This is a genomic window from Cupriavidus sp. R6-3 (assembly GCF_059772245.1).
Map to the genome: position 1 here is coordinate 39617 of NZ_JCBAJO010000006.1, position 21642 is coordinate 61258.

18 protein-coding genes, 1 tRNA gene and 2 pseudogenes are annotated in these 21642 nt (G+C 64.6%); 9 read left to right on the top strand and 12 right to left on the bottom strand.

All coding sequences use genetic code 11. The features are described 5' to 3' along the window. Nucleotides 1-85: 85 nt before the first annotated feature. The 6 genes and pseudogenes from otnI to AC6EI8_RS02605 all read right to left on the bottom strand — a co-directional run bounded on the left by otnI (nucleotide 86) and on the right by AC6EI8_RS02605 (nucleotide 6027). The gene (gene otnI, locus AC6EI8_RS02580; protein WP_498381207.1) at nucleotides 86-868 is read right to left on the bottom strand and encodes a 2-oxo-tetronate isomerase; all 783 of its coding nucleotides are present in this window, start codon (nucleotides 866-868) and stop codon (nucleotides 86-88) included. Between the two features lie 54 nt (nucleotides 869-922). Continuing rightward, entirely contained in the window at nucleotides 923-2245 is a 1323-nt protein-coding gene (locus AC6EI8_RS02585) for an MFS transporter (RefSeq protein WP_149316756.1), read from the bottom strand. 91 nt (nucleotides 2246-2336) lie between these two features. Next, nucleotides 2337-2975 carry a 3-oxo-tetronate 4-phosphate decarboxylase gene (otnC, locus tag AC6EI8_RS02590; RefSeq protein ID WP_498381208.1) on the bottom strand — a complete coding sequence of 213 codons (639 nt, stop codon included), beginning with the start codon at nucleotides 2973-2975 and terminating at the stop codon, nucleotides 2337-2339. Continuing rightward, the gene (gene otnK, locus AC6EI8_RS02595) at nucleotides 2972-4324 is read right to left on the bottom strand and encodes a 3-oxo-tetronate kinase (protein ID WP_498381210.1); all 1353 of its coding nucleotides are present in this window, start codon (nucleotides 4322-4324) and stop codon (nucleotides 2972-2974) included. Before otnK ends, otnC begins: the two co-directional genes overlap by 4 nt. Before the next feature lie 68 nt (nucleotides 4325-4392). Further along, nucleotides 4393-5289 (bottom strand): annotated as a pseudogene (ltnD, locus tag AC6EI8_RS02600) (L-threonate dehydrogenase); the annotation flags it as partial. Between the two features lie 33 nt (nucleotides 5290-5322). Next, the gene (locus AC6EI8_RS02605; RefSeq protein WP_149316760.1) at nucleotides 5323-6027 is read right to left on the bottom strand and encodes a FadR/GntR family transcriptional regulator; all 705 of its coding nucleotides are present in this window, start codon (nucleotides 6025-6027) and stop codon (nucleotides 5323-5325) included. A gap of 782 nt (nucleotides 6028-6809) precedes the next feature. Between AC6EI8_RS02605 and AC6EI8_RS02610 the strand changes: the two genes are divergently transcribed. From AC6EI8_RS02610 to qatD, 4 genes are all read left to right on the top strand, one after another. Continuing rightward, on the top strand, nucleotides 6810-8579 hold the full coding sequence (locus tag AC6EI8_RS02610) for a KAP family P-loop NTPase fold protein (RefSeq protein ID WP_498381211.1): 1770 nt from the start codon (nucleotides 6810-6812) through the stop codon (nucleotides 8577-8579). Between the two features lie 164 nt (nucleotides 8580-8743). Beyond that, the gene (locus AC6EI8_RS02615; RefSeq protein ID WP_498381212.1) at nucleotides 8744-9334 is read left to right on the top strand and encodes a Qat anti-phage system associated protein QatB; all 591 of its coding nucleotides are present in this window, start codon (nucleotides 8744-8746) and stop codon (nucleotides 9332-9334) included. After that, nucleotides 9331-10644, top strand: a complete 1314-nt coding sequence (qatC, locus tag AC6EI8_RS02620; protein WP_498381213.1) for a Qat anti-phage system QueC-like protein QatC — start codon at nucleotides 9331-9333, stop codon at nucleotides 10642-10644. Before AC6EI8_RS02615 ends, qatC begins: the two co-directional genes overlap by 4 nt. Nucleotides 10645-10664: 20 nt before the next feature. Continuing rightward, on the top strand, nucleotides 10665-11384 hold the full coding sequence (qatD, locus tag AC6EI8_RS02625) for a Qat anti-phage system TatD family nuclease QatD (protein ID WP_498381219.1): 720 nt from the start codon (nucleotides 10665-10667) through the stop codon (nucleotides 11382-11384). A gap of 111 nt (nucleotides 11385-11495) precedes the next feature. Here qatD and AC6EI8_RS02630 read toward each other — a convergent pair. From AC6EI8_RS02630 to AC6EI8_RS02655, 6 genes and pseudogenes are all read right to left on the bottom strand, one after another. Beyond that, nucleotides 11496-11698 (bottom strand): annotated as a pseudogene (locus AC6EI8_RS02630) (site-specific integrase); the annotation flags it as partial. 151 nt (nucleotides 11699-11849) lie between these two features. Then, a tRNA-Leu gene (locus AC6EI8_RS02635) sits at nucleotides 11850-11934 on the bottom strand. 111 nt (nucleotides 11935-12045) lie between these two features. Then, nucleotides 12046-12915, bottom strand: a complete 870-nt coding sequence (locus AC6EI8_RS02640; RefSeq protein WP_498381214.1) for an NAD(P)-dependent oxidoreductase — start codon at nucleotides 12913-12915, stop codon at nucleotides 12046-12048. Between the two features lie 79 nt (nucleotides 12916-12994). Further along, nucleotides 12995-14194: an ABC transporter substrate-binding protein gene (locus tag AC6EI8_RS02645; protein ID WP_149316762.1), complete on the bottom strand. Its 1200-nt coding sequence runs from the start codon at nucleotides 14192-14194 to the stop codon at nucleotides 12995-12997. Between the two features lie 144 nt (nucleotides 14195-14338). Next, the gene (locus AC6EI8_RS02650; protein ID WP_498381220.1) at nucleotides 14339-15499 is read right to left on the bottom strand and encodes a methyltransferase; all 1161 of its coding nucleotides are present in this window, start codon (nucleotides 15497-15499) and stop codon (nucleotides 14339-14341) included. A 77-nt stretch (nucleotides 15500-15576) separates the two neighbouring features. Then, on the bottom strand, nucleotides 15577-16518 hold the full coding sequence (locus AC6EI8_RS02655; protein WP_150083333.1) for a CysB family HTH-type transcriptional regulator: 942 nt from the start codon (nucleotides 16516-16518) through the stop codon (nucleotides 15577-15579). Between the two features lie 157 nt (nucleotides 16519-16675). Here AC6EI8_RS02655 and AC6EI8_RS02660 point away from each other — a divergent pair, with 157 nt between their 5' ends. From AC6EI8_RS02660 to cysD, 5 genes are all read left to right on the top strand, one after another. Then, nucleotides 16676-17449 carry a sulfite exporter TauE/SafE family protein gene (locus AC6EI8_RS02660; protein WP_150083332.1) on the top strand — a complete coding sequence of 258 codons (774 nt, stop codon included), beginning with the start codon at nucleotides 16676-16678 and terminating at the stop codon, nucleotides 17447-17449. 75 nt (nucleotides 17450-17524) lie between these two features. After that, nucleotides 17525-19204 carry a nitrite reductase NirA gene (gene nirA, locus AC6EI8_RS02665; RefSeq protein WP_149316765.1) on the top strand — a complete coding sequence of 560 codons (1680 nt, stop codon included), beginning with the start codon at nucleotides 17525-17527 and terminating at the stop codon, nucleotides 19202-19204. Between the two features lie 41 nt (nucleotides 19205-19245). Beyond that, complete coding sequence (locus AC6EI8_RS02670; RefSeq protein WP_149316766.1) at nucleotides 19246-19824, top strand: DUF934 domain-containing protein; 579 nt, start codon at nucleotides 19246-19248, stop codon at nucleotides 19822-19824. Further along, nucleotides 19821-20630, top strand: coding sequence for a phosphoadenylyl-sulfate reductase (locus AC6EI8_RS02675; protein ID WP_498381215.1), 810 nt, complete (start codon nucleotides 19821-19823; stop codon nucleotides 20628-20630). The genes AC6EI8_RS02670 and AC6EI8_RS02675 overlap by 4 nt, the downstream gene beginning before the upstream one ends. 8 nt (nucleotides 20631-20638) lie before the next feature. Beyond that, complete coding sequence (gene cysD / locus AC6EI8_RS02680) at nucleotides 20639-21625, top strand: sulfate adenylyltransferase subunit CysD (RefSeq protein ID WP_149316768.1); 987 nt, start codon at nucleotides 20639-20641, stop codon at nucleotides 21623-21625. The last annotated feature ends 17 nt before the right edge of the window (nucleotides 21626-21642 follow it).

Sequence of the window (21642 nt, forward strand, 5' to 3'; positions counted from 1 at the left end):
GGGGCAGCGCCGGACGAATGCGCCACTGCCCTGGATTGCCTCGGTGGCCTCGGTTGCCCTCGGTTGCCCTCGATTGCCGAAGGGGCTACCGCTGCAGCCACGCGCGCAGCCAGCCAAGCCCGTCGGTGGTACCCGCCCTGGGGCGATATTCGCAGCCGATCCAGCCCCGATAGCCGAGCGCGTCGATCGTCTCGAACAGATAGGGATAATTCAGTTCGCCGATATCCGGCTCGTGCCGCTCCGGCACGCCGGCGATCTGGATATGCCCGATGCCGGCCATGTCGCGCCGCAGCTTGGTGGCCACATCGCCTTCGACGATCTGGCAGTGGTAGCAGTCGAACTGCACCTTCAGGTTGGACGCGCCGATCTCGCGGCAGATCGCTTGCGCGTCGTCCTGGCGATTCAGGAAGAAGCCGGGAATGTCGCGCGTGTTGATCGGCTCGATCAGCACCGTGATGCCGTCGCCTTGCGCCGCGCGAGCCGCGTACTCGAGGTTGCGCAGATAGACGGCGCGCTGCTGCTCGCGCGGCACGCCTGGCGCGGCAAGGCCCGCCATCACGTGCAGCTTGTCGTTGCCGAGCACGCGCGCGTAGTCGAGGGCCGTATCGATGCTGCGCCGGAATTCGTCCTCCCGTCCCGGCAGCGAAGCGATGCCGCGTTCGCCGGCAGCCCAGTCGCCGGGCGGCGCATTGAACAGCGCCTGCTGCAGGCCATTCGCGTCGAGCCGGGACTTCAGTTCGCCCGCCGGAAAGTCGTACGGGAACAGGTATTCGACGGCGCGGAAGCCATCGTTCGCGGCCGCGGCGAAGCGGTCCAGGAACGCGTGCTCGTTGTACATCATCGAAAGATTGGCGGCAAAGCGTGGCATGGCAGCAAGTCGTGATGGGTTGGGAGAAGGCGGCGCAAGCGCGCCGCGTCCATACTAGCGGTTGACCAGCCTGGCCGGCGTCAGCCACACGGCGACGGCGCCAAGCACCAGCATGCCGGCCAGCACATACATGCCGCTGGCCGTGCTGTTGGTGGCGTCGCGCAGATAGCCGATCAGATAGGGGCTGGCAAAGCCGGCCAGATTGCCGATCGAATTGATGATGGCGATGCCGGCCGCGGCGGCGCTGCCGGCCAGGAACGCGGTCGGCAGCGACCAGAACAGCGGGGCGCAGGTCAGCACGCCGGCGGCGGCCACGGACAGCGCCACGATGGACAGCGTCGTGTTGCCCGCCGCGGAAGCGGCGACGGTGAAGCCGATGGTGCCCATCAGCGCCGGTACGATCAGATGCCAGCGCCGCTCCCGGCGCTTGTCCGCGCTGTGGCCGAACAGGTTCATCGCCACGATGGCCACCACGAACGGGATCGCGCTGAGCAGCCCGATTTCCAGCGTGCCCTTGATGCCCGTCGATTTGACGAAGGTCGGCATCCAGAAGGTCAGGCCGTACTGCCCGGACACGAAGGCGAAGTAGATCAGCGACATCCACCACATGCGCGGGTCGCGAAATACCGCGCGCAGCGAATGCGCGTTCTTCTGCTGCTCCTGCGGCTGCGCGGCGATCTCGTCGGCCAGCAGCTGCTTCTCGCGCTCGGTCAGCCATTTGGCGCTGCGGATGTTGTTGTCCAGATATAGGATCGTCGCGATGCCGATCAGCACCGCGGGGATGGCCTCCAGCACGAACATCCACTGCCAGCCGTGGAAGCCGGCGCCGCCGTGGAAGCTCTCCATGATCCAGCCGGACAACGGATTGCCGAAGATGCCCGATACCGGAATCGCCGACATGAATACCGCGATGATCTTGGCGCGGCGGTGCGATGGAAACCAGTACGTCAGATACAGGATCACGCCGGGATAGAAGCCCGCCTCCGCCAGCCCCAGCAGGAAGCGCAGCACGTAGAACTGCGTCGGCGTCGTGACGAAGGCGAACATGGCCGACAGGATGCCCCAGGTGATCATGATGCGGGCAATCCAGATGCGGGCGCCGAGCCGGTGCATCAGCATGTTGCTCGGCAGCTCGAACAGGAAGTAGCCGAGGAAGAAGATGCCGGCGCCCAGGCCGAACACCGTCTCGCTGAACGCCAGATCCTGCGACATCTGCAGCTTGGCGAAGCCGACGTTGACGCGGTCCAGATAGGCCACCACGTAGCACAGCATCAGGAAGGGCACGATTCGCCAGAACACCTTGCGGTAGGTCAGGTCGAGTTCGGCTTTGCCGGGTGCGTCGACGTAGGCGGCCGCTGCCGCGTCGTAGGCTGTCATGGATTGTCTCCTTTGGACGGTGTCGGGCCGGCTGTCGCGCCGGCTCCGGTGTGCGTGACGAAAGCCCGTGCACACCGCGGGCTGGCGCGCGCTACCAGCGGGCGCCGAAGGTCTGGCGTAGTTCTTCGAGGGCCGCGGCGTCGAGCGGCGCCGGCTTCGGATCGGTCATCAACCACAGGCGCGCGGTTTCCTCGAGTTCTTCGAGCGCCCAGGACGCTTGCGATACCGACGGACCCCACATCACGGGGCCGAGCCGGTCCAGCAGTACGCCGCGCACGCGCGAGGCCAGCGCGGCGACCTGCGCGGCCACCTCGGGATCGCCGGGGCGCCGATAGCGCAGCAGCGGAATATGGCCGACCTTCATCACGTAGTAGGGCGTGATCGGCGGCAGCACGTCGTCATCGCTCCAGACGCCGGCCAGCGTCAGCGCGACCAGATGCGTGGAGTGGGTATGGACCACGCCGCGCGCGCCCGGGTCGTTGGCGTAGATGCCACGATGCAGCGCCAGCGTCTTCGATGGCCTGTCGCCGGACACATGCCGGCCGTTCGCATCGACCTTGGCGATGCGCGCCGGGTCCAGGCGGCCCAGGCAGGCATCGGTTGGCGTGATCAGCCAGCCGTCATCGAGCCGGGCGCTGATATTGCCGGCGCTGCCTACCGCATGCCCGCGCGCATACAGGCTGGCGCCGATCGTGCAGATTTCCTCGCGCAGGCGGGTTTCCTCGCTCATAGCGCGCCTCCTTCCAGCTGACGCAGCGCTTTGGCAAAGAAGTCCACCGCGCCGAAATTCCCCGACTTGAGCGCCAGCCCCAAGGGCTCGGTATCGATGGTGGCGGTGGCCGGCACGCCGGGGTCGATCTGTGCGCCGATCTGCAGCGATTTGACCTCGAGCGCCTGCACGACGGCGCCCGACGTCTCGCCGCCGGCGACGACGAACTTGCGCACACCCATCTCGCGCAGACCCCGCGCGATGGCGGCGAGCGTTGCCTCCACCAGTTGGCCGGCCTCGGCCACGCCGAGCGCCTGCTGTACGTGACACACTTCGTCGGGCGTCGCGGTGGCATAGATCAGTACCGGCTCGGGCAGATGCGAACGGGCAAACGCCAGCGCCTGCTCCACCACCGCTTCGCCGCGTGCCACCGCGAGCGGGTCGATGCGGAAACTCGGGCGGGCGTCTGCTGCCGAGTTCGTATTGGAATCGGAGTTCGTTGTCTCCCCGCGCCAAGCCGCCACCTGCGCATTGGTGGCCTGCGATGCGCTGCCTGCCAGCACGGCGGCGTAGCCTGCGATGCGCGGCAATTGCGCGGCATCGGTGCGTTCGGCCAACAGGCCCGCGCGGCGGAAGTTGCCTGGCAGGCCCAGCGCAATGCCCGAGCCCCCCGTCACCAGCGGCAGGTCAGCGCAGGCCTCGCCCAGGACATGCAGGTCGCGATCGGACAGCGCGTCGGCGATCGCCAGCCGTACGCCATCGGCGCGCAGCTGCCCGATCGCGTCGTGCACCGCGGCCGGGCCGGCGGCAATCGTGTCGTAGCGGATCAGACCGACCTTGCCGCGGGTTTGCCGTTGCAGCACGCGCACCAGGTTGGCATCGCGCATCGGCGTCAGCGGGTGGTTCTGCATGCCCGACTCGTTGAGCAGCGCATCGCCGACGAACAGGTGGCCGCGAAAGACGGTGCGGCCGTTCTCGGGAAAGGCCGGACAGGCGATCGAGAACCCAGGCTGGTCGCCGAGGGCATCGAGCAGTGCTTCCGCCACCGGGCCGATGTTGCCGGCGTCGGTCGAGTCGAAGGTCGAGCAGTACTTGAAGAAGAACTGGCGGCAGCCCTGTTCGCGCAGCCAGGCGAGCGCGCCCAGCGATTGCGCAATGGCATCGGCCGCGGTGATGGTGCGCGATTTGAGCGCCACGACGATGGCGTCCGCCTGCAGCGGCGCGGCGGACGGCGGCACGCCGATGGTCTGCACCGTGCGCATGCCGCTCTTGACCAGCATGTTGGCCAGATCGGTGGCGCCGGTGAAGTCGTCGGCGATACAACCAAGAAGCGGGCCCGGAAGCGGGCGGGGCGAGTTGGACTGGGACATGGGCAAACGGGGAGAGCGGGCAGCGGCAGCGGGCGACGGAGGACGAGCGACGTTCAGCGTGGCTGTCGTCAGCGTGAGGGCGGCAGCGTGATGCCGGGGAAGGTCTTGATCACCGCGGAGTCGTCCTCGCCACCATGGCCGGCGCTGGACGCGCTCATGAACATCTGGTGAGCGGTGGCCGACAGCGGCAGGGGAAACTTGCTGCGGCGCGCGGTATCGAGCACCAGGCCCAGGTCCTTGACGAAGATGTCGACCGCCGACAGTGGCGTGTAGTCGCCATTGAGGATATGCGGCACGCGGTTCTCGAACATCCACGAGTTGCCGGCGCTATGGGTTATCACGTCGTATAACGCGTCGGGATCGACGCCCTCGCGCAGGCCGAGGGCCATCGCCTCGGCGGCGGCCGCGATATGCACGCCGGCCAGCAACTGATTGATGATCTTGACCTTGGAGCCGGCACCGTACTGCTCGCCAAGGCGATAGACCTTGCCTGCCATGGCCTCCAGCACATCCTCGCAGGCGGCATAGGCGGCCGCCGGTCCCGACGTCATCATCGTCATCTCGCCCGACGCCGCGCGTGCCGCGCCGCCCGACACCGGCGCGTCGAGCATCAGCAGTCCCGCCGCTTCCAGGCGCGCGCCGAGTTGCGCGGCGAAGTCCGGGGCCACCGTGGCACTGGCGATCACGACGCTGCCGGGCTTCATGCGGGCAGCGGCGCCGTGCTCGCCGAGCAGTACCGCTTCGGTCTGCGCGGCATTGACCACCAGCGTCACCACCACGTCGCACTGCGCGCCCAATTCGGCCGGCGTGGCGCACGCGATGCCACCTTCGCCGGCGAACGCGCGCAGCACATCGTCGCGCACGTCGCAGGCGTGGACACGAAAGCCGGCGCGCAGCAGCGAGCGCGCAACGCCGAGGCCCATGGCACCGAGGCCGATGACTCCAATATGTCGTGACATGATCTGTTTCTGGTTGGCGCGTGCCGCCGCCGCGGCCGCTCAGCAGATGCCGGCTTGCGACAGCCGGCGCTCGGCGTTGTACAGGTGGGTGAGGGCGGCATTGCGCGCCGCCATGGGGTCGCGCGCACGGATCGCGTCGACGATGGCCGCATGTTCTTCGCGCACCTGGCGCGAGAAATCGTCGCGTGTCGCCTCGTTGCGGCGGGTCACGGCCACGCCGGCCTCGAGGTACTGGTTCAGGAAATTCAGTGTCTTGATGAAATACGGGTTGCCGGTCACCGCGGCGATCTTGCGGTGGAAGGCGACATCCTCAGCCACGCCATCGCGCCCGGCGGCGACCGCCTCGTCGATGTTGGCCAGCGCCGCGTCGATCTCGGCGATATCCCGGTCCGTGCAGCGCCGCGCGGCCTCCGCCGCCACCTCCGCCTCGATGGCCCGGCGCACCGCCAGCAAATGCGGCATCGAGCTCGCCTCGACCGCCTCGGCGTAGTCGATCCGCAGCGGCCGGATCGCGCCATGCTCCTTGACGAACACGCCGCTGCCCTGGCGCGGCTCGACCACGCCTTCGTTCTTCAGCCGGGAGATCGCCTCGCGAATCACCGTGCGGCTGACGCCGAACTGCTGCGCCAGCACGGCCTCGGTGGGCAGCTTGCCGGTGGCCGCAAAACTGCCGATCTCGATCTGCTTGAGCAGTTGCTGAGCGACCGTATCGCTCATTGCTGGGGCGGAAACCTTGTCGAACATGCCGTTGGTCGGTGTGATGCCTTATCAGGTAATAAGGTCATCATACAAATGTGGGCGCAGGGGGTTCCATTGGGGTCAACCCTTGGCTGTTGGGCTCAAGTCGCGTGGAGAGATTGACGCCACGCCGCGTCCTATCGAGGCCAGTCGGTCAAACGCGGCCCTTGTGTTGAGCCTTAGCAGGCACTGCATCATCGTGAACGGTGCGGAAATAGACGGAGCGGCCGACTCACAGCATGGCGGACATGGGCTTGCGGGAGAAATCCGTATCCGTATAAAGCGCTACTCGGAAGCCATCGGGAGATCGCCTGAGCAACGTGGCAAGGGCTTTGAGACCGAATCGAACCAAATTGATCTGGGAAATCACCGCTTAGACAAGGGCTTTGGAATGGCTTGCTGTCAAGCTAGGGTTGCCTTCGTACATCAAAACTGCTGTGGAAAAAATCCATCGATGTGCGGCTCGCGTCCGATAACAGCGTTGTTGTTGGATTCGGTGATGAAGGGGTGTCTCCTTCAAAGTAGTGCTAGGGGTTTTAGAGCGGGCTTGCCTGTAGGTCGTAATGTTCTTCTTCGCCCCGGGAAGTTGGTCATTACATTTCTTTGCGACGGTCTCCTGAATTCTTCCTTGCCGCCGCGCGGATATTACTTAGATCAAACCGTGGTCCTGACTGACGTCTGGGCTGGCTAGCTAACAGACGTGCATTGGCAGCTGGTGTCCATATGCCCTAATTGCATCTACTCGTGATAAAGTTTCAGTGAATTATCATTACAGGCGGGAGGTGCGCATGTGGGCCGACATTGAAACGCGTGTCGACTATCTTAATTATCAAGAGATTGCAGAGGTGGCCGGTGAAATCCTGATGAACCGGTCCATGAGGCCCGTTTCAGTAGGCATCTTTGGCACTTGGGGGACCGGAAAATCTAGTTTGTTAAACCTGATTGAAGACGATGTAAGAGCTCGAGATGAAGATGGTGTGCTGATCATTCGATTTGATGCCTGGTTATACCAAGGCTTTGACGACGCGCGCGCTGCACTAATGGATGTCATCGCGCGTACGTTGTATGAGCAAGCCAAGGCGGACGCGGGGCTGAAAGAAACTGCGTTGAGCCTAATGAAACGCGTCCGGGTCGTGAGGGCGCTCGGGTTAGGGGCCGAAATCTTGGCTGCGGCTCACGGCATTCCAATGTTTGGAGCGGGAGCGAAGGCAGTCAGCGCTGTGGGTAACTTCGTGGGGGGCAAAGCCAACGAAGAGGACGCTAAAGCGCTCAAAGAGGTTGGCAATGAGGTCGGAGGACTCATCAAGCCCGCAGAGCAAAAGAGCCCACCGGAAGAAATTGACGCTTTCCGAGCGGAGTTTGGTGAGCTGTTGCGGAAGCTCGACAAGACAATGATCGTATTCGTCGACAATCTCGACAGATGCTTGCCAACTCAGACGATTCATACGCTCGAGGCGCTCAGACTGTTCCTGTTCATGGAGCAGTCAGCTTTTGTTGTGGCGGCTGATGAACAGATGGTTCGAGACTCAGTCTCTCAGTACTTTCGAGGGGCCGACGATAGGCATGTCAAAGACTATCTGGACAAGTTGATCCAGGTTCCTATTCGTGTTCCTCGATCTGGCGTTGCGGAGATTCGGGCATATCTCTTCATGCTACTTGCTGAGTCCGTTGTGGCCGACGCCGCCGCCCGTGCTCGCTTGCGTCAGCATTTGGAAAGCAATTTGCGGAGAAGCTGGATTGACGCGCCCTTGACGGTCGAGGAGGTAACGAAAGCGATCGGAACGAAGGATGAAAAGCTTAGCTCCAGCTTTGATACTGCCGATAAGATGGCGACTTTGTTGGCAAATGCGAGCTTGGTTGAAGGCAACCCGCGAATCGTTAAGCGAATGTTGAATGTAGTTCGTCTGCGCACGATAATCGCTGTCCGCCGAGGAATGTCTATCAACGAGGAGTTGGTTGCGAAATTCGCCCTCTTCGAACGATGCGTTGATACTGCTTCGATCAATAAGCTGTATGCATTGATCAATGAAGCTCCTGTAGGCCAGCCACATCTTATCAAGGAGCTGGAGTTGGCATGTGACGACCCAGAGCGGTTTGGCCAGCTTTGCCCTGAGGAATGGAAGAAGCACGTAACTTTCTTGCTTTCGTGGTTTGAGCTGAAGCCATCGTTGCAGACAGACCTTCGGCCTCTTGTCTACTTGAGCCGAGACATAACGCCCATACGGAGTTCGAGCTCGAATCTTTCGAAGCCCGGTGCTGACGCGGTCATACGCCTTCGCAACGCGGTACGACCGGCGTCACGCGTTGCACAGGAAGCTATCAAAGCAATCCCGGAAGGCGAGCACGCTTCGGTTATGCGCGAATTGGTCTCCGAGCTAAAAAACCACCAAGATTGGAATGTCCGACCGCAGGCGTTTATTGGGGCGCAAATGCTTGCGGATAACAACGCTGAGGCGGCAGTCGTACTCGCCAGTTACCTTGCTTCACTGCAGGTCAAAATGGGGCCTTGGTTCAAGGCGGCCGTTAGCGGCAAGGGCTGGTTCCAGGGGGGCGAGTGATGGGAACATCGACGTCTAGTAGAGGGCCGAACAACTCGAGTCCTTTGGTGCCGCCATGGGCTGATGTGGACGGACGAGGGACCGGACCGACGCCTCCTCCAAATAGATTTCAAGGTTTTAGGACGGCTTTAGGTAAATTCGTTAGAACGGGGAACCAGTCTTATATGCGTAGCGCCCTGCGAAGCTATGCGTCTACGTCAACTGGCGGGTCAGCAGTCGGTGCCCGGCGCTTTGGCCCCATGGTTCAGGCAGGGGGAGGACTCTACGAAGCGTTAGATCAGCTCCGTCGAGATCCCGCCAATGCTCCGGTGGATCTGCAACGGCTAGTGGGCAAGAGCACCCGGGAGGTCATCGATGCTCTAGTCGACTGGCTTGTTCCGGAGAATGGCGATGCTGACCGGATTCGAACCGCATTGAATGACTCTTTGTCAGAGTGCTTAGATGGAGCAGATGAGTTTGACTTCGGCAGTCTGACCGATGACGTGTTGATGGACATCATGATCACGTACGTGTCCAATTGCGTATTCGAGCAGATCATGCTTGACTCCAATCGTGCATTTGCAAAAGCCCAGACGCCTGAACAAGCGGAGACTGCTGAACACGCATTATCCGAGCTAGTGACAGTCGTCACTGAGAAGCACATGACTCCGCTGATTGAGCGTGAAATCAGGACGATGTCCAATGCAGACATGCAAGCCGCTCAGATAGCTGCGATCAAAGACGTGTGGCGCGAATGGGAGGACTATCAGCCATGACCGAGGTATTCGTTCATTCGGACGTGACAGAGCTCAGGCAGGCAAGGCGACAACGAATTTGCGTCCATCTATACGGTGCGAAGCCTCAACCGGGCCAGGCAGCAATTGGAGGGCCCATACTGCCAGTACTGTCCCGCGTTACGACGCCGCTAGACCCGACTGCCTTTGATTTTCTTTCGATCTCCATGGCAGTGACTGCCGCGGACACCTTCGTTAGTCGGGAGAACGCTGGTGATGGATGGGTTAGAGATATTGATCTCAAGGTCGCTGTACAAGAGCCCGACAGATGGCAGCCAGTAATCTCTACTCTTGAGAAGGCTCTGCGTTTTCTGAGCGGTGACTCGTGGAGGCTATCGGTCCTTCATGGCGGCATGCCTCCTCCGGCGTCCAGGCCGCGCGTACACTACAAGATACGGCTGGAGGATGCAGAAGCGGCATGTCTTTTTTCTGGCGGCCTTGATAGCGCGGTTGGTGTCCTCAACCTGCTCGCGCAGGGGCATAAGCTCGTTCTGGTGAGTCACGCGTACCCGAACGATGCGAGCAGGCAGAGGGAGATCCTCCGGTACCTTCCCGATCCGATTCCTAGGCTGCCATTACACGCCAGCCCCAAGAGCGACCTAGGTACGGCCAATGATGTCCAGATGCGGACGCGGAGCTTCAACTTTTTGGCCATGGGTACGCTGGGAGCCGCAACGATTGCGCGCAGGGCTGGGCGACGTGTACCGCTCTTCATTCCTGAGAATGGCCTGATTGCAATGAATCCGCCCCTCACAAGCCGACGGATAGGGGCACTGAGCACACGCACTACGCATCCGCATTATCTTGGACTTATGCAGCAGGTTCTGGATGGTGTTGGAATTCCAGTATTTATTGAGAATCCATTTGCATTTATGACGAAAGGGGAGATGATCCGAGACTGTCGGCAGCGGGGGCTTTTGGCTAGCTTCGCCTCTCGAACCGTATCGTGCGGGAAGTGGAAACGCACTCACGAGCAATGTGGCAAGTGTGTGCCTTGCATAATCAGGCGGTCATCGTTTCATGCTGCGAATATCAGAAATCTAAAGGACGATACGGACTACCGTAATCCGGCGAAGGATCTCTCCAAGATATTCGACTTCGATACCGACTTGGACGATTTGATGGCAACGATGATTGCTTCTCGCCGCCTGCCGGGCTTGGACATCGCGTCGTGGATAGCCAAGAGCGGCCCTCTTCCTGATGACCCCGCTGTTAAGGAAGCGCTTGTTGACGTGGTAAGACGGGGGATGGGTGAGGTGAGGGCCTATCTCGCAAGTGAACGCTTGATCTGATGAGCGTGCCTCTCGTTGACATGCATTGCCATCTGGATCTCTACCCGGATCCGGCTAGGGAAGTAGCAAGGATAGCTGCGCTAAAAGCGTATGTGTTATCGGTTACGACCACGCCCAAGGCGTGGCGGGTGACGTCAAGCCTGTCGGCTGCCGCTCCACGTATACAGACTGCATTGGGGCTCCACCCGCAGCTTGCAAAGTCCCGCAAATCAGAACTCCCATTGTTTGATCGCCTACTCCCCAGCGCGAAATACGTTGGGGAGATCGGTCTCGACGGTAGGCCGGATTGCAAAGAGTTCTGGAGGGATCAGATGGAAGTGTTCGAGCATATCCTCTCGTCCTGCCAGCGGCTCGGAGGGCGGATCCTGACCATCCACAGTAGATCAGCCGCCACGGCAGTCCTTGATGTGTTGGAACGGTATCCAGGCTGCGGGAAGCCAATTTTGCACTGGTTTTCTGGTACACAGCGCGAACTTGCCCGCGCTGCGGAAATGGGATGCTGGTTCTCTGTAGGACCTGCGATGTTAGCCGGCGAAAAAGGACGAAGACTGATTGGAAAGATGCCGCGCGAGCGGGTTCTGACGGAAACGGATGGTCCTTTTGCATGCGTGGGCGGCAGACCGTTAAAACCAGCGGAATGCTTGGAGACGCTCAATTTCCTATCTGATGCTTGGCAGTGTGATGCTCAGGAGACAGACGTCAATGTGCTGAACGCTTTCCGCTCGTTGATCGTCGATTAGCAATGGCTTAAGAACTCTCAGTATGAGAATGTACAAAGGCCCGCTCGCAGAATCACAGGGCTTTGGTAACTCTAATTCTCACAGATACCTACCGCGGGAGCGTTAGGTTCGCTACGCCGCATTACTGAGGCTTTCCAGTGCAGCAATGTGCGCCAGCTGCTGTACAAGGTCTTCCGCGCGGGGCGGATGTAGCGCTTGAGCATTTGTAGAGACTTGTCGCTGCTAATCCCGAACACCTCCTCATCGCTTAGACCTGCCTCCACAAACCGGCTGACTGCTTCATGGCGCGGGTCATTGGATCGAAACTCCTCAAGGTGAAAGGGCATTTGGCGTCGGTCCAGGCTTGGCTGTCGTAGGCCAGCCGGCTTTGCGGATCAGGGCCTTTCAGTGCCCGGGAGAAAATCCCACGGCGGCGAATGGACTACGACATCTTCCAGATGTCTGAATTTTCGGGAGATATTGTGGTGGTGCCCGGGGTCGGACTCGAACCGACACGCCTTGCGGCGGGGGATTTTGAGTCCCCTGCGTCTACCTGTTTCACCACCCGGGCGGGTGCGCGATCGTGCCGGAGGGTCGCCGGGAGCCGGCGGATGGCACTGCGCTGAGCAGCGGATTATGCCGCAAATCGCCTTGCCGGACAACCGAGCCGGCGACCCCCGGATCAGCCCTGATCCTCCAGGACCCGCAGCAGCGACGAGGTGTCGTCCTTGCCCCAGCCGTTGCGCATCAGCGTCTGCAGCTGCGCCGCGGTGGCCTGCATCGCGGGCAGGGCGAGGCCTGCCTCGCGGGCGACGTCGGCGGCGAGGCCAAAGTCCTTGTCGTGCAGGCGCGCCTGGATGCCGGCGGCGAAATCGCGGGAGACCATCTTCGGTCCCATCATGTCCAGCATGCGGCTGCCGGCCATGCCGGTCGACATCGCCTGCAGCACGCGCTGCATGTCGACCTGCTGCGACTGGGCGAAGCGCATTGCCTCGGCGATCCCCTCGATATTGACCACCTGCGCGATCTGGTTGCACAGCTTGGCGACCTGGCCCGCGCCGTTGTCGCCGATATGCGTGATGGTCTTGCCGTAGCACGCGAGCAGCGGCCGAACGCGCTCGAGCACTTCCGCCTTGCCGCCGACCATGATGGTCAGCGTGCCGGCCTCGGCGGCGACCGTGCCGCCCGACACCGGGCAGTCGAGCGCCTCGATGCCGCGCTCGGCGAGCGCCTGGGCGATCTCGCGCGTGACCACCGGCGAGATCGTGCTGTGGTCGATGCAGATCGTGCCCGGCGCGGCGCCTTCGATCGCGCCGCCTTCGCCGAGCAGCACCATGCGGACATCCTCCGACGAGGTCACGTTGGTGAATACGACCTCGGCGCCGCGAGCCGCCTCGGCGGGGCTGAAGAACGGCTCGGCGCCCAGTTCGCGCGCTGCGTCGGCGGCTTCCGGCCGGCGCACCGAGGCGCGTACGGTGTGTCCGGCCGCGAGCAGATGGCGCACCATCTGCGAGCCCATCGCGCCCAGGCCGATAAAGGCGATCGTAGTCATGACGACAACTCCTTGCTGATCTTGTTGTTGCGCGGCACCGGGCGCCGGCCAAGAAAGGCCGCGCCCGGCAATGCCGGCCTTATTGTCCGGCGTAACTGAACTTGCCGTTGCGGATCACGCCCATCACGCGCGAGCGCTGATCGAAGCCCTGGTGGTCGCGCGGGCTCAGGTTCAGCACGCCGTTTGGCACGGTCAGATTGGCGGTGGTTTCCAGCGCGGTGCGCATGGCCTGGCGGAACTCGCGCGTGCCGGGCTGCGCGCCCGTCTTCAGCGCGCGCCGCGCGGCGTCATCGAGCAGTTGCCACGCGCCCCAGGCATCGCCGGCGAACTGCGTGATCGAGTCCGCGCCGTACTTGGCCTCGTAGCGGGTCACGAAGTCGAGCGCGACCTTCTTGACCGGATGGGTGTCGGGCAGCTGGCGCGCGACCACGACGGGGCCGGTCGGGAACAGCGTGCCCTCGACATCCTTGCCGCCCATGCGCAGGAACTCGCCGGTGGCGATGCCATGGGTCTGATAGACCTTGCCCTTGTAGCCGCGCTCGCCCAGCGTCTTCTGCGGCAGCACCGACGGCGTGCCGGCGCCGGCGATCAGGATCGCGTCGGGGTTGGCGGCCATCAGCTTGAGCACCTGGCCGGTGACCGAGGTGTCGTTGCGCGAGAAGCGTTCGCTGGCGACCACGCGGATCTTGCGGACCTCGGCGAGCTTGGAGAACTCGCGCCACCAGCTCTCGCCGTAGGCGTCGTTGAAGCCGATGAAGCCGACCGTGCGCACGCCGTGGTTGCTCATGTGCTCGGTCAGCACGGTCGCCATCTGCGAGTCGTTCTGCGGCATCTTGAAGGCCCAGCGCCGTTTGGGGTCGGTCTGCGGCTCGACGATCGCGGCCGAGGCGGCCAGCGCGACCATCGGGGTCTCGCCCTCCGACACCGCGTCGAGCGCCGCCAGCGCGGTCGGCGTGATGTTCGGTCCGACGATCACGTCGACCTTTTCCTCGGAGATCAGCTTGCGGACGTTGCGCACCGCGGCCGACGGGTCCGAGCCGTCGTCGAGCAGGATGTACTCGGCCTTCTGGCCGCCCAGCGTCGCCGGCCACATCAGGATGGTGTTCTTCGACGGAATGCCGATCGACGCGGCAGGACCCGTGGTCGAGACGTCGATGCCGACGCGGATGTCGGCGCGCGCGGTGCCGCTGAGCAGGGCACCGGCGGCGCCGACGGCGGCTAGCGCCAGCGTGACCGGGCGCAGCGAGCGTCGCAGGCGGGGCAGGGTGGATCGTGGCATGGGGTCTCCTCCTTCGGCTTGTTGGCTTCTGTCTGGCTCATCCAGCTTCGATGTGGCTTCCATATGGCTTCGATCCGGCTTCGATCCAGTCCTATAGGGCTTACATCCGGCTTCGATCGGACTTCCATCCCGTCGGGTCGGGCATCAGCCTGGCTGGCCGGCGGCCTTCGGCGCGAGCCGCCACAGCGAAGTCATCTCCGCGGCTCGGGCGGCGTGCAGCGGATCCTCGGCGTCGGCGGCGCGGGGATGGCGCGGCTTGATGTCGATGCGGCCCAGCACCTGCAGCCCGGCGGCCTCGATCATGCCGAGCAGCGCCTCGCGGCTGCGCAGGCCGAGATGCTCGGCGAGGTCCGACAGGATCAGCCAGCCTTCGCCGTCATCGGTGAGATGCGCGGCCAGGCCCGCGAGGAAGCCGCGCAGCATGCGGCTGTCGGGATCGTAGATCGCATGTTCGATCGGCGCGTTGGCGCGTGCCGGTACCCACGGCGGATTGCAGACCACCAGCGGGGCGCGGCCCGACGGAAACAGGTCTGCCTGAACGATCTCCACCTGTCCGGTCAGCCCGAGCCGGGCGATATTGTTGGCGGCGCAGCCGAGTGCGCGCGGGTCCTGGTCGGTGGCGACGACGCGCGCCACGCCCCGCCGCGCCAGCATCGCGGCCAGCACGCCGGTGCCGGTGCCGATATCGAAGGCCAGCGATTCCCGGGTCAGCGCCTTGGGCAGCGGCGCCTGGCCGACCAGGTCGACATACTCGCCGCGCACCGGCGAGAACACGCCATACCAGGGATGGATGCGGTCGCCCAGCGCCGGCACCGGCACGCCCTTCTTGCGCCATTCGTGCGCGCCGATCAGGCCCAGCAGTTCGCGCATCGAGGCGACATAGGGCTGGTCGCCCGGCCCGTAGGCCTCGGTGCAGGCCTCGCGCACATCGGGCGCGCGGCGCAGCGGTACGGTGTGATCGGCCCCGAACGGCAGCAGCAGCATGCCCAAGGTGCGGGCGCGCTGCGCCTGCGCCTGCCGATGCAGATGGAAGGCCTCGGCCGGCGTGGCCGGCGCGGGCTTGGCCTTGGCCTGGCGCTGGGCCCGGCGGGGCTTGCGTTCGACCCGGCGCGCCATCGCCTGCAGCAGCTGGCGCGCGTTCTGGAAGTCGCCGCGCCACAGCAGGGCGGTGCCCTCGCAGGCGAGCCGGTAGGCGGTATCGGCGTCGGTGCGGTCGTCGGCGATCACCACCCGCCGCGGCGGCGGCATGCCGGCTTCGGAGCGCCAGCGGGCGCGGTGCGTCACGCCTTCCTCGGTCCACTCGATGGTGGGCTCGGCCGTGGCGCCGAGGGTGGTCTCAGGCGAGCCGTCCTGGCTGGGCCGCTGTTCAGGTTGGTGTGCGCTCACAGTTCGTAGGCCTCGTGGTCGCCCGACATCGCCTGCTCGACCAGCTTGCGGTTCAGCGTCGGCGAGAACAGTTCGATGAAGGTATAGACGAAGCTGCGCAGGTAGGCGCCCTGCTTGACGGCCAGATGCGTCACATTGGTGCCGAACAGGTGGCCGGCCGGGATGCCGCGCAGATTGCGGTCGCGCTCGGGGTCGAAGGCCACGCCGGCGACGATGCCGATGCCCAAGCCGATCTCCACATAGGTCTTGATCACGTCTGCGTCGATCGCCTCCAGCACGATGTCCGGCTGCAATTGCCGCAGCTCGAATGCCTTGTCGATCTTGGTCCGGCCGGCGAAGTTCGGGTCGTAGGTGACGATCGGATAACTGACCAGGTCCTCCAGCGACAGGTGCGGCTTGTCCAGCAGCGGGTGGTCCGGCGGCGTCACGATGGTGTGCTGCCACTGGTATCCGGGCAGCGACACCAGATTCTTGTCGCCGGAGATGCCCTCCGTGGCGATGCCCAGGTCGGCATGGTCGTGCAGCACCATGTCCGCGATCTGCGCCGGGTTGCCCTGCTGAATGGAGAGGCGCACCTTCGGGTATCGCTTGGTGAACTCGCCGATGACGCGGGGCAGCGCATAGCGCGCCTGCGTGTGCGTGGTGGCGATCGTGAAGTTGCCCTGGTCCTGGGCGGCGTAGTCCTTGCCGACTCGCTTCAGGCTCTCGACCTCCTGCAGGATCTTCTCGACCGAGGTCAGGATGCGGCGGCCCGGCTCGGTCAGGCTGCGAATCCGCTTGCCGTGGCGAGTGAAGATATCGACACCCAGCTCTTCCTCAAGCTCGATGATCGCCTTGGAGACCCCGGGTTGTGACGTGTAGAGCGCTTTAGCGGCTTCGGTCAGGTTGAAGTTCTGACGGACGGCCTCGCGCACGAAGCGAAATTGGTGCAGGTTCATATATCGTCGTCCGTATAAACAAACAACTTCTTATTAGTTTGAGATATGAGGCGAGTTTATTACGATTTGCGAACTTTGTTAATGAACGGCTAGTCCCCGTGCGCCCGGCGTTACATCGCCGGCGCGGCCCGGCGGGGACCCACTTCGGTGCGCCCCCATGTCCCTGGCCTTTACCGTTTCCGGTCTGTTGGTAGGCATCCTCGTCGGTCTGACCGGCGTGGGCGGGGGCTCGCTGATGACGCCGCTGCTGACGTTGCTGTTTGGCTTCTCGCCTGCCACCGCGGTCGGTACCGACCTGGCCTTCGCGGCGATCACCAAGGGCTTCGGCACGCTGGCGCACCGCGCCCACGGCCATATCCAGTGGCAGGTGGTCAGGCGCCTGTGCATCGGCAGCCTGCCGGCCGCGCTTGCCGCCATCCTCGTCCTCAAGAGCGCCGGCGAACTCGACGCCGGCTGGCTGCACGCCATCCGTCTGTCGATCGGCATCTCGGTGATCCTGACCGTGCTGTCGCTGCTGTTCCGCCGCCAGCTGCTCGAATGGCTGGCCCGCAATCCCCGTTTTCAACTGGAAGGCCGCGCCCAGGCGGTGGCCACGGTGATCGTCGGCGTGGTGATCGGCGTGCTGGTCACGGTGTCGTCGATCGGCGCCGGCGCGGTCGGCGCGACGCTGATCCTGCTGCTGTATCCGCGCATGAAGCCGGCCGAGGTGGCCGGCACCGATATCGCCTACGCGGTGCCGTTGACCGCGCTGGCCGGGCTGGGCCACGTGTGGCTCGGCACCGTCGACTGGAACCTGCTGCTGGCGCTGCTGGTGGGCTCGATCCCCGGCATCTGGCTGGGCGCGCAACTGTCCCGCGCGCTGCCCGAGCGGCTGGTGCGCGGCGCGCTGGCCACCACGCTGACGCTGGTGGCGATCAAGCTGGTTTCCTAGCGGCGGTGCTGCTGTCCCGCGCCCCGTACGAACGAACACCCACGAACACGAACGCATACTGAACGGACCCACACCATGTATCAGTACGATGAATACGACCAGCGCATCGTTGCCGAGCGCGTCGCGCAGTTCCGTGACCAGGTGCGTCGCCGCCTGTCGGGCGAGCTGACCGAGGAAGAATTCCTGCCGCTGCGCCTGCAGAACGGCCTCTACATGCAGCGCCACGCCTACATGCTGCGCGTGGCGATTCCTTATGGCCTGCTGGCGTCGAAGCAGCTGCGCATGCTGGCGCATCTGGCGCGCCACTACGACCGCGGCTACGGCCACTTCTCGACGCGCCAGAACATCCAGTACAACTGGATGGAGCTCGAGCGCGTGCCCGATGCGCTGGCCGACCTGGCCTCGGTCGAGATGCACGCGATCCAGACCTCGGGCAACTGCGTGCGCAACATCACCACCGACCACTTCGCCGGCGTCGCGCCGGACGAGGCGGTGGACCCGCGTCCGCTGGCCGAGCTGCTGCGCCAGTGGAGCACCTTCCAGCCCGAATTCGCCTTCCTGCCGCGCAAGTTCAAGATCGCGATCTCGGCCTCGAAGGACGACCGCGCCGTGGTGCAGATGCACGATATCGGCGTCTACGCCTACCGCAACGCGGCCGGCGAGCTGCGCCTGAACATCCTGGCCGGCGGCGGCCTGGGCCGTACCCCGATTCTGGGCACGATCATCAAGCACGATCTGCCGTGGCAGCACATGCTGACCTATATCGAGTCGGCGATCCGCGTCTACAACCGCTATGGCCGCCGCGACAACAAGTACAAGGCCCGCATCAAGATCCTGGTCAAGTCGCTGGGCGCGGAGAAGTTCGCCGAGGAAGTCGAGGCCGAATGGCAGCACAGCAAGGATGGTCCCGGCACGCTGACGCAGGCCGAGTTCGACCGCGTCGCGCGGCATTTCGCGCCGCCGGCCTATGAAAAGCTGCCCGACACCGACACCAGCTTCGAGAAGCATCTGCTGGAAGACAAGGCCTTCGCCCGCTGGGTCCGCCGCAGCGTGCACGGCCACAAGGTGCCGGGCTATGCCGCGGTGACGCTGTCGACCAAGCCCGGCGTGGCCGCGCCTCCCGGCGACGTGACCGCCGAGCAGATGGAGCTGGTGGCCGACTGGGCCGACCGCTTCGGCTACGGCGAGCTGCGGGTCGCGCACGAGCAGAACCTGGTGCTGCCGGACGTGCGCAAGCGCGACCTGTACGACCTGTGGCAGCTGGCCAAGGCCAACGGCCTGGCCACGCCGAACATCGGCTTGCTGACCGACATCATCTCGTGCCCCGGCGGCGACTTCTGCTCGCTGGCCAATGCCAAGTCGATCCCGATCGCGCAGGCGATCCAGCAGCGCTTCGACGATCTGGACTTCGTGCACGACCTCGGCGAGGTCTCGCTGAACATCTCGGGCTGCATCAACGCCTGCGGCCATCACCACGTCGGCAACATCGGCGTGCTCGGCGTCGACAAGGACGGCGAGGAGTGGTACCAGGTCACGCTCGGCGGCGCGCAGGGCAACCAGACCGCGCTGGGCAAGGTGATCGGCCCCTCGTTCAAGGCCGAGGAAATGCCGGACGTGGTCAGCCGCATCATCGAGACCTTCGTCGCGCACCGCATCGAGGACGAACGCTTCATCGACACTTTCGCCCGCATCGGCGTCGCGCCCTTCAAGGAGCGCGTCTACGCGGACAAGCAGCGCGAACGCGCCGAAGCCTGAGATTGACGGCATCGACGACAGCAAACGCATCGAGAACGAATATGGCAAAGATCATCCAACTGCAACGCGCCGACGGCGGCCAGGCCGCCGTGCCGGCGATCGTCGATGACGCGTGGACCGTGCTGCGCGGCGCCGAGGGCCAGGCCCCGACCGACGAGCAGATCGCCGCGGCGGCATCGAGCCAGGACGCGGTGCTGTTCCCGCTGCCGGTCTGGCTGGCGCACAAGGACGGCCTGCTGGCCAGCCGCGACGCGGCCCGCACCGGCATCTGGCTGGCACCGGACGACGAGCCGGGCGACGTTGCCGGCGAGCTGGCGCGCGTGTCGCTGCTCGCGGTCGACTTCCCGGTGTTCCGCGATGGCCGCGGCTTTTCCACCGCCTATCTGCTGCGCACCCGCTATGGCTGGAAGGGCCAGCTGCGCGCGATCGGCGACGTGCTGCGCGACCAGTTGAACTTCATGAAGCGCTGCGGCTTCGACGCCTTTGCCGTGCGCGCCGACAAGAACATCGAGGACGCGCTCAAGGGCTTCAGCGAATTCACCGTGACCTACCAGGCCTCGGTGGACGAGCCGCTGCCCCTGTTCCGCCGGGCGCGCGCCGAACAGCGGGAATCGGCATGAGCGTGATTCCGATCGTCGAACTGCCGGCGACCGCTTCGGAGATTCCGGCCGCCTCGTCGCTGCGCCCCGCGCTGTGGACGGCGCCGGAATACACCGGCAGCACCGCCGCGCTCGAGGCCAAGGAGGCCGCGCTGGCCGAGCGGCTCGAAGCGATCGCGAGCCGCTTCTACCGCGCCCGCTTCGCATCGAGCCTGGCCGCCGAGGACATGGTGATCACCGACGCGATCCTGCGCGGCTCGGCCGCGCTGCGTGCCGGCATCCGCGTGTTCACGCTGGCGACCGGCCGCCTGCACGCCGAGACGCTGGCGATGCTGGACGAGGTCAAGGCGCACTACGGCTACGAGATCGAGCGCTTCACGCCCGACGCCGAAGCGGTCGAGAACTATGTGCGCAAGCACGGCCTGAACGCTTTCTACGACAGCGTCGAGCTGCGCAAGGCATGCTGCGGCATCCGCAAGGTCGAGCCGCTGAACCGCGCGCTGTCGCACGCCGATGCCTGGCTGACCGGCCAGCGCCGCGAGCAGGCGGTCACGCGTGCCGACCTGCCGTTCGAGGAAATCGACGAGGCGCGCGGCATTCCGAAGTTCAATCCGCTCGCGGACTGGACCGAGGCCGAAGTGTGGGCTTATCTGAAGCGCCATGCGGTGCCGATCAACGCGCTGCACGCCAAGGGATATCCCAGCATCGGCTGCGAACCGTGTACGCGCGCCGTGCGCGCCGGCGAGGATGTGCGCGCCGGCCGCTGGTGGTGGGAAAGCCGCGACTCGAAAGAGTGCGGCCTGCACGAACAGAACATCAAGCATTGAGGCCACAGATGGGCATCATGAACGAACTCCAGGCCGGCGCCGCGGCCACGCGCGACGGCAATCCCGACATCGCGCACCTGATCGAGGTGCAGAACGACCACCTGGACCGGCTCGAGGCCGAGTCGATCTACATCATCCGCGAGGTCGCCGCCGAGTGCCGCAACCCGGCGCTGCTGTTCTCCGGCGGCAAGGACTCGATCGTGATGCTGCATCTGGCGCTGAAGGCGTTCCGGCTCGGCAACCGCAAGATCGAGCTGCCGTTTCCGCTGGTACATATCGACACGGGCCACAACTATCCCGAGGTGATCGCCTTCCGCGACCAGCGCGTGGCCGAGATCGGCGCGCGGCTGGTGGTCGGCCATGTCGAGGATTCGATCAAGCGCGGCACCGTGCGGCTGCGCAAGGAAACCGATTCGCGCAACGCGGCCCAGGCCGTCACGCTGCTGGAGACGATCGAGCAGCACCAGTTCGACGCGCTGATGGGCGGTGCCCGCCGCGACGAGGAAAAGGCGCGCGCCAAGGAACGCATCTTCTCGTTCCGCGACGAGTTCGGCCAATGGGATCCGAAGGCGCAGCGGCCCGAGCTGTGGAGCCTGTACAACGCCCGCATGGCGCCGGGCGAGCAGATGCGCGTGTTCCCGATCTCGAACTGGACCGAGCTGGACGTGTGGCAGTACATCGCGCGCGAGAACCTGGCGCTGCCGCCGATCTACTACGCGCACCAGCGCGAGGTTGTCCGCCGCAACGGCCTGCTGGTGCCGGTGACGCCGCTGACGCCGAAGCAGGACGGCGATGTCAGCGAGGTGCTGTCGGTGCGCTTCCGCACGGTCGGCGACATCAGCTGCACCTGCCCGGTGGCCAGCACCGCGGCGACCCCGGTCGAGATCATCGCCGAGACCGCCGTCACCGAGATCACCGAGCGCGGCGCCACGCGCATGGACGACCAGACCAGCGAAGCGTCGATGGAACGCCGCAAGAAGGAAGGCTACTTCTGAGCCGGACCGATCCAGCG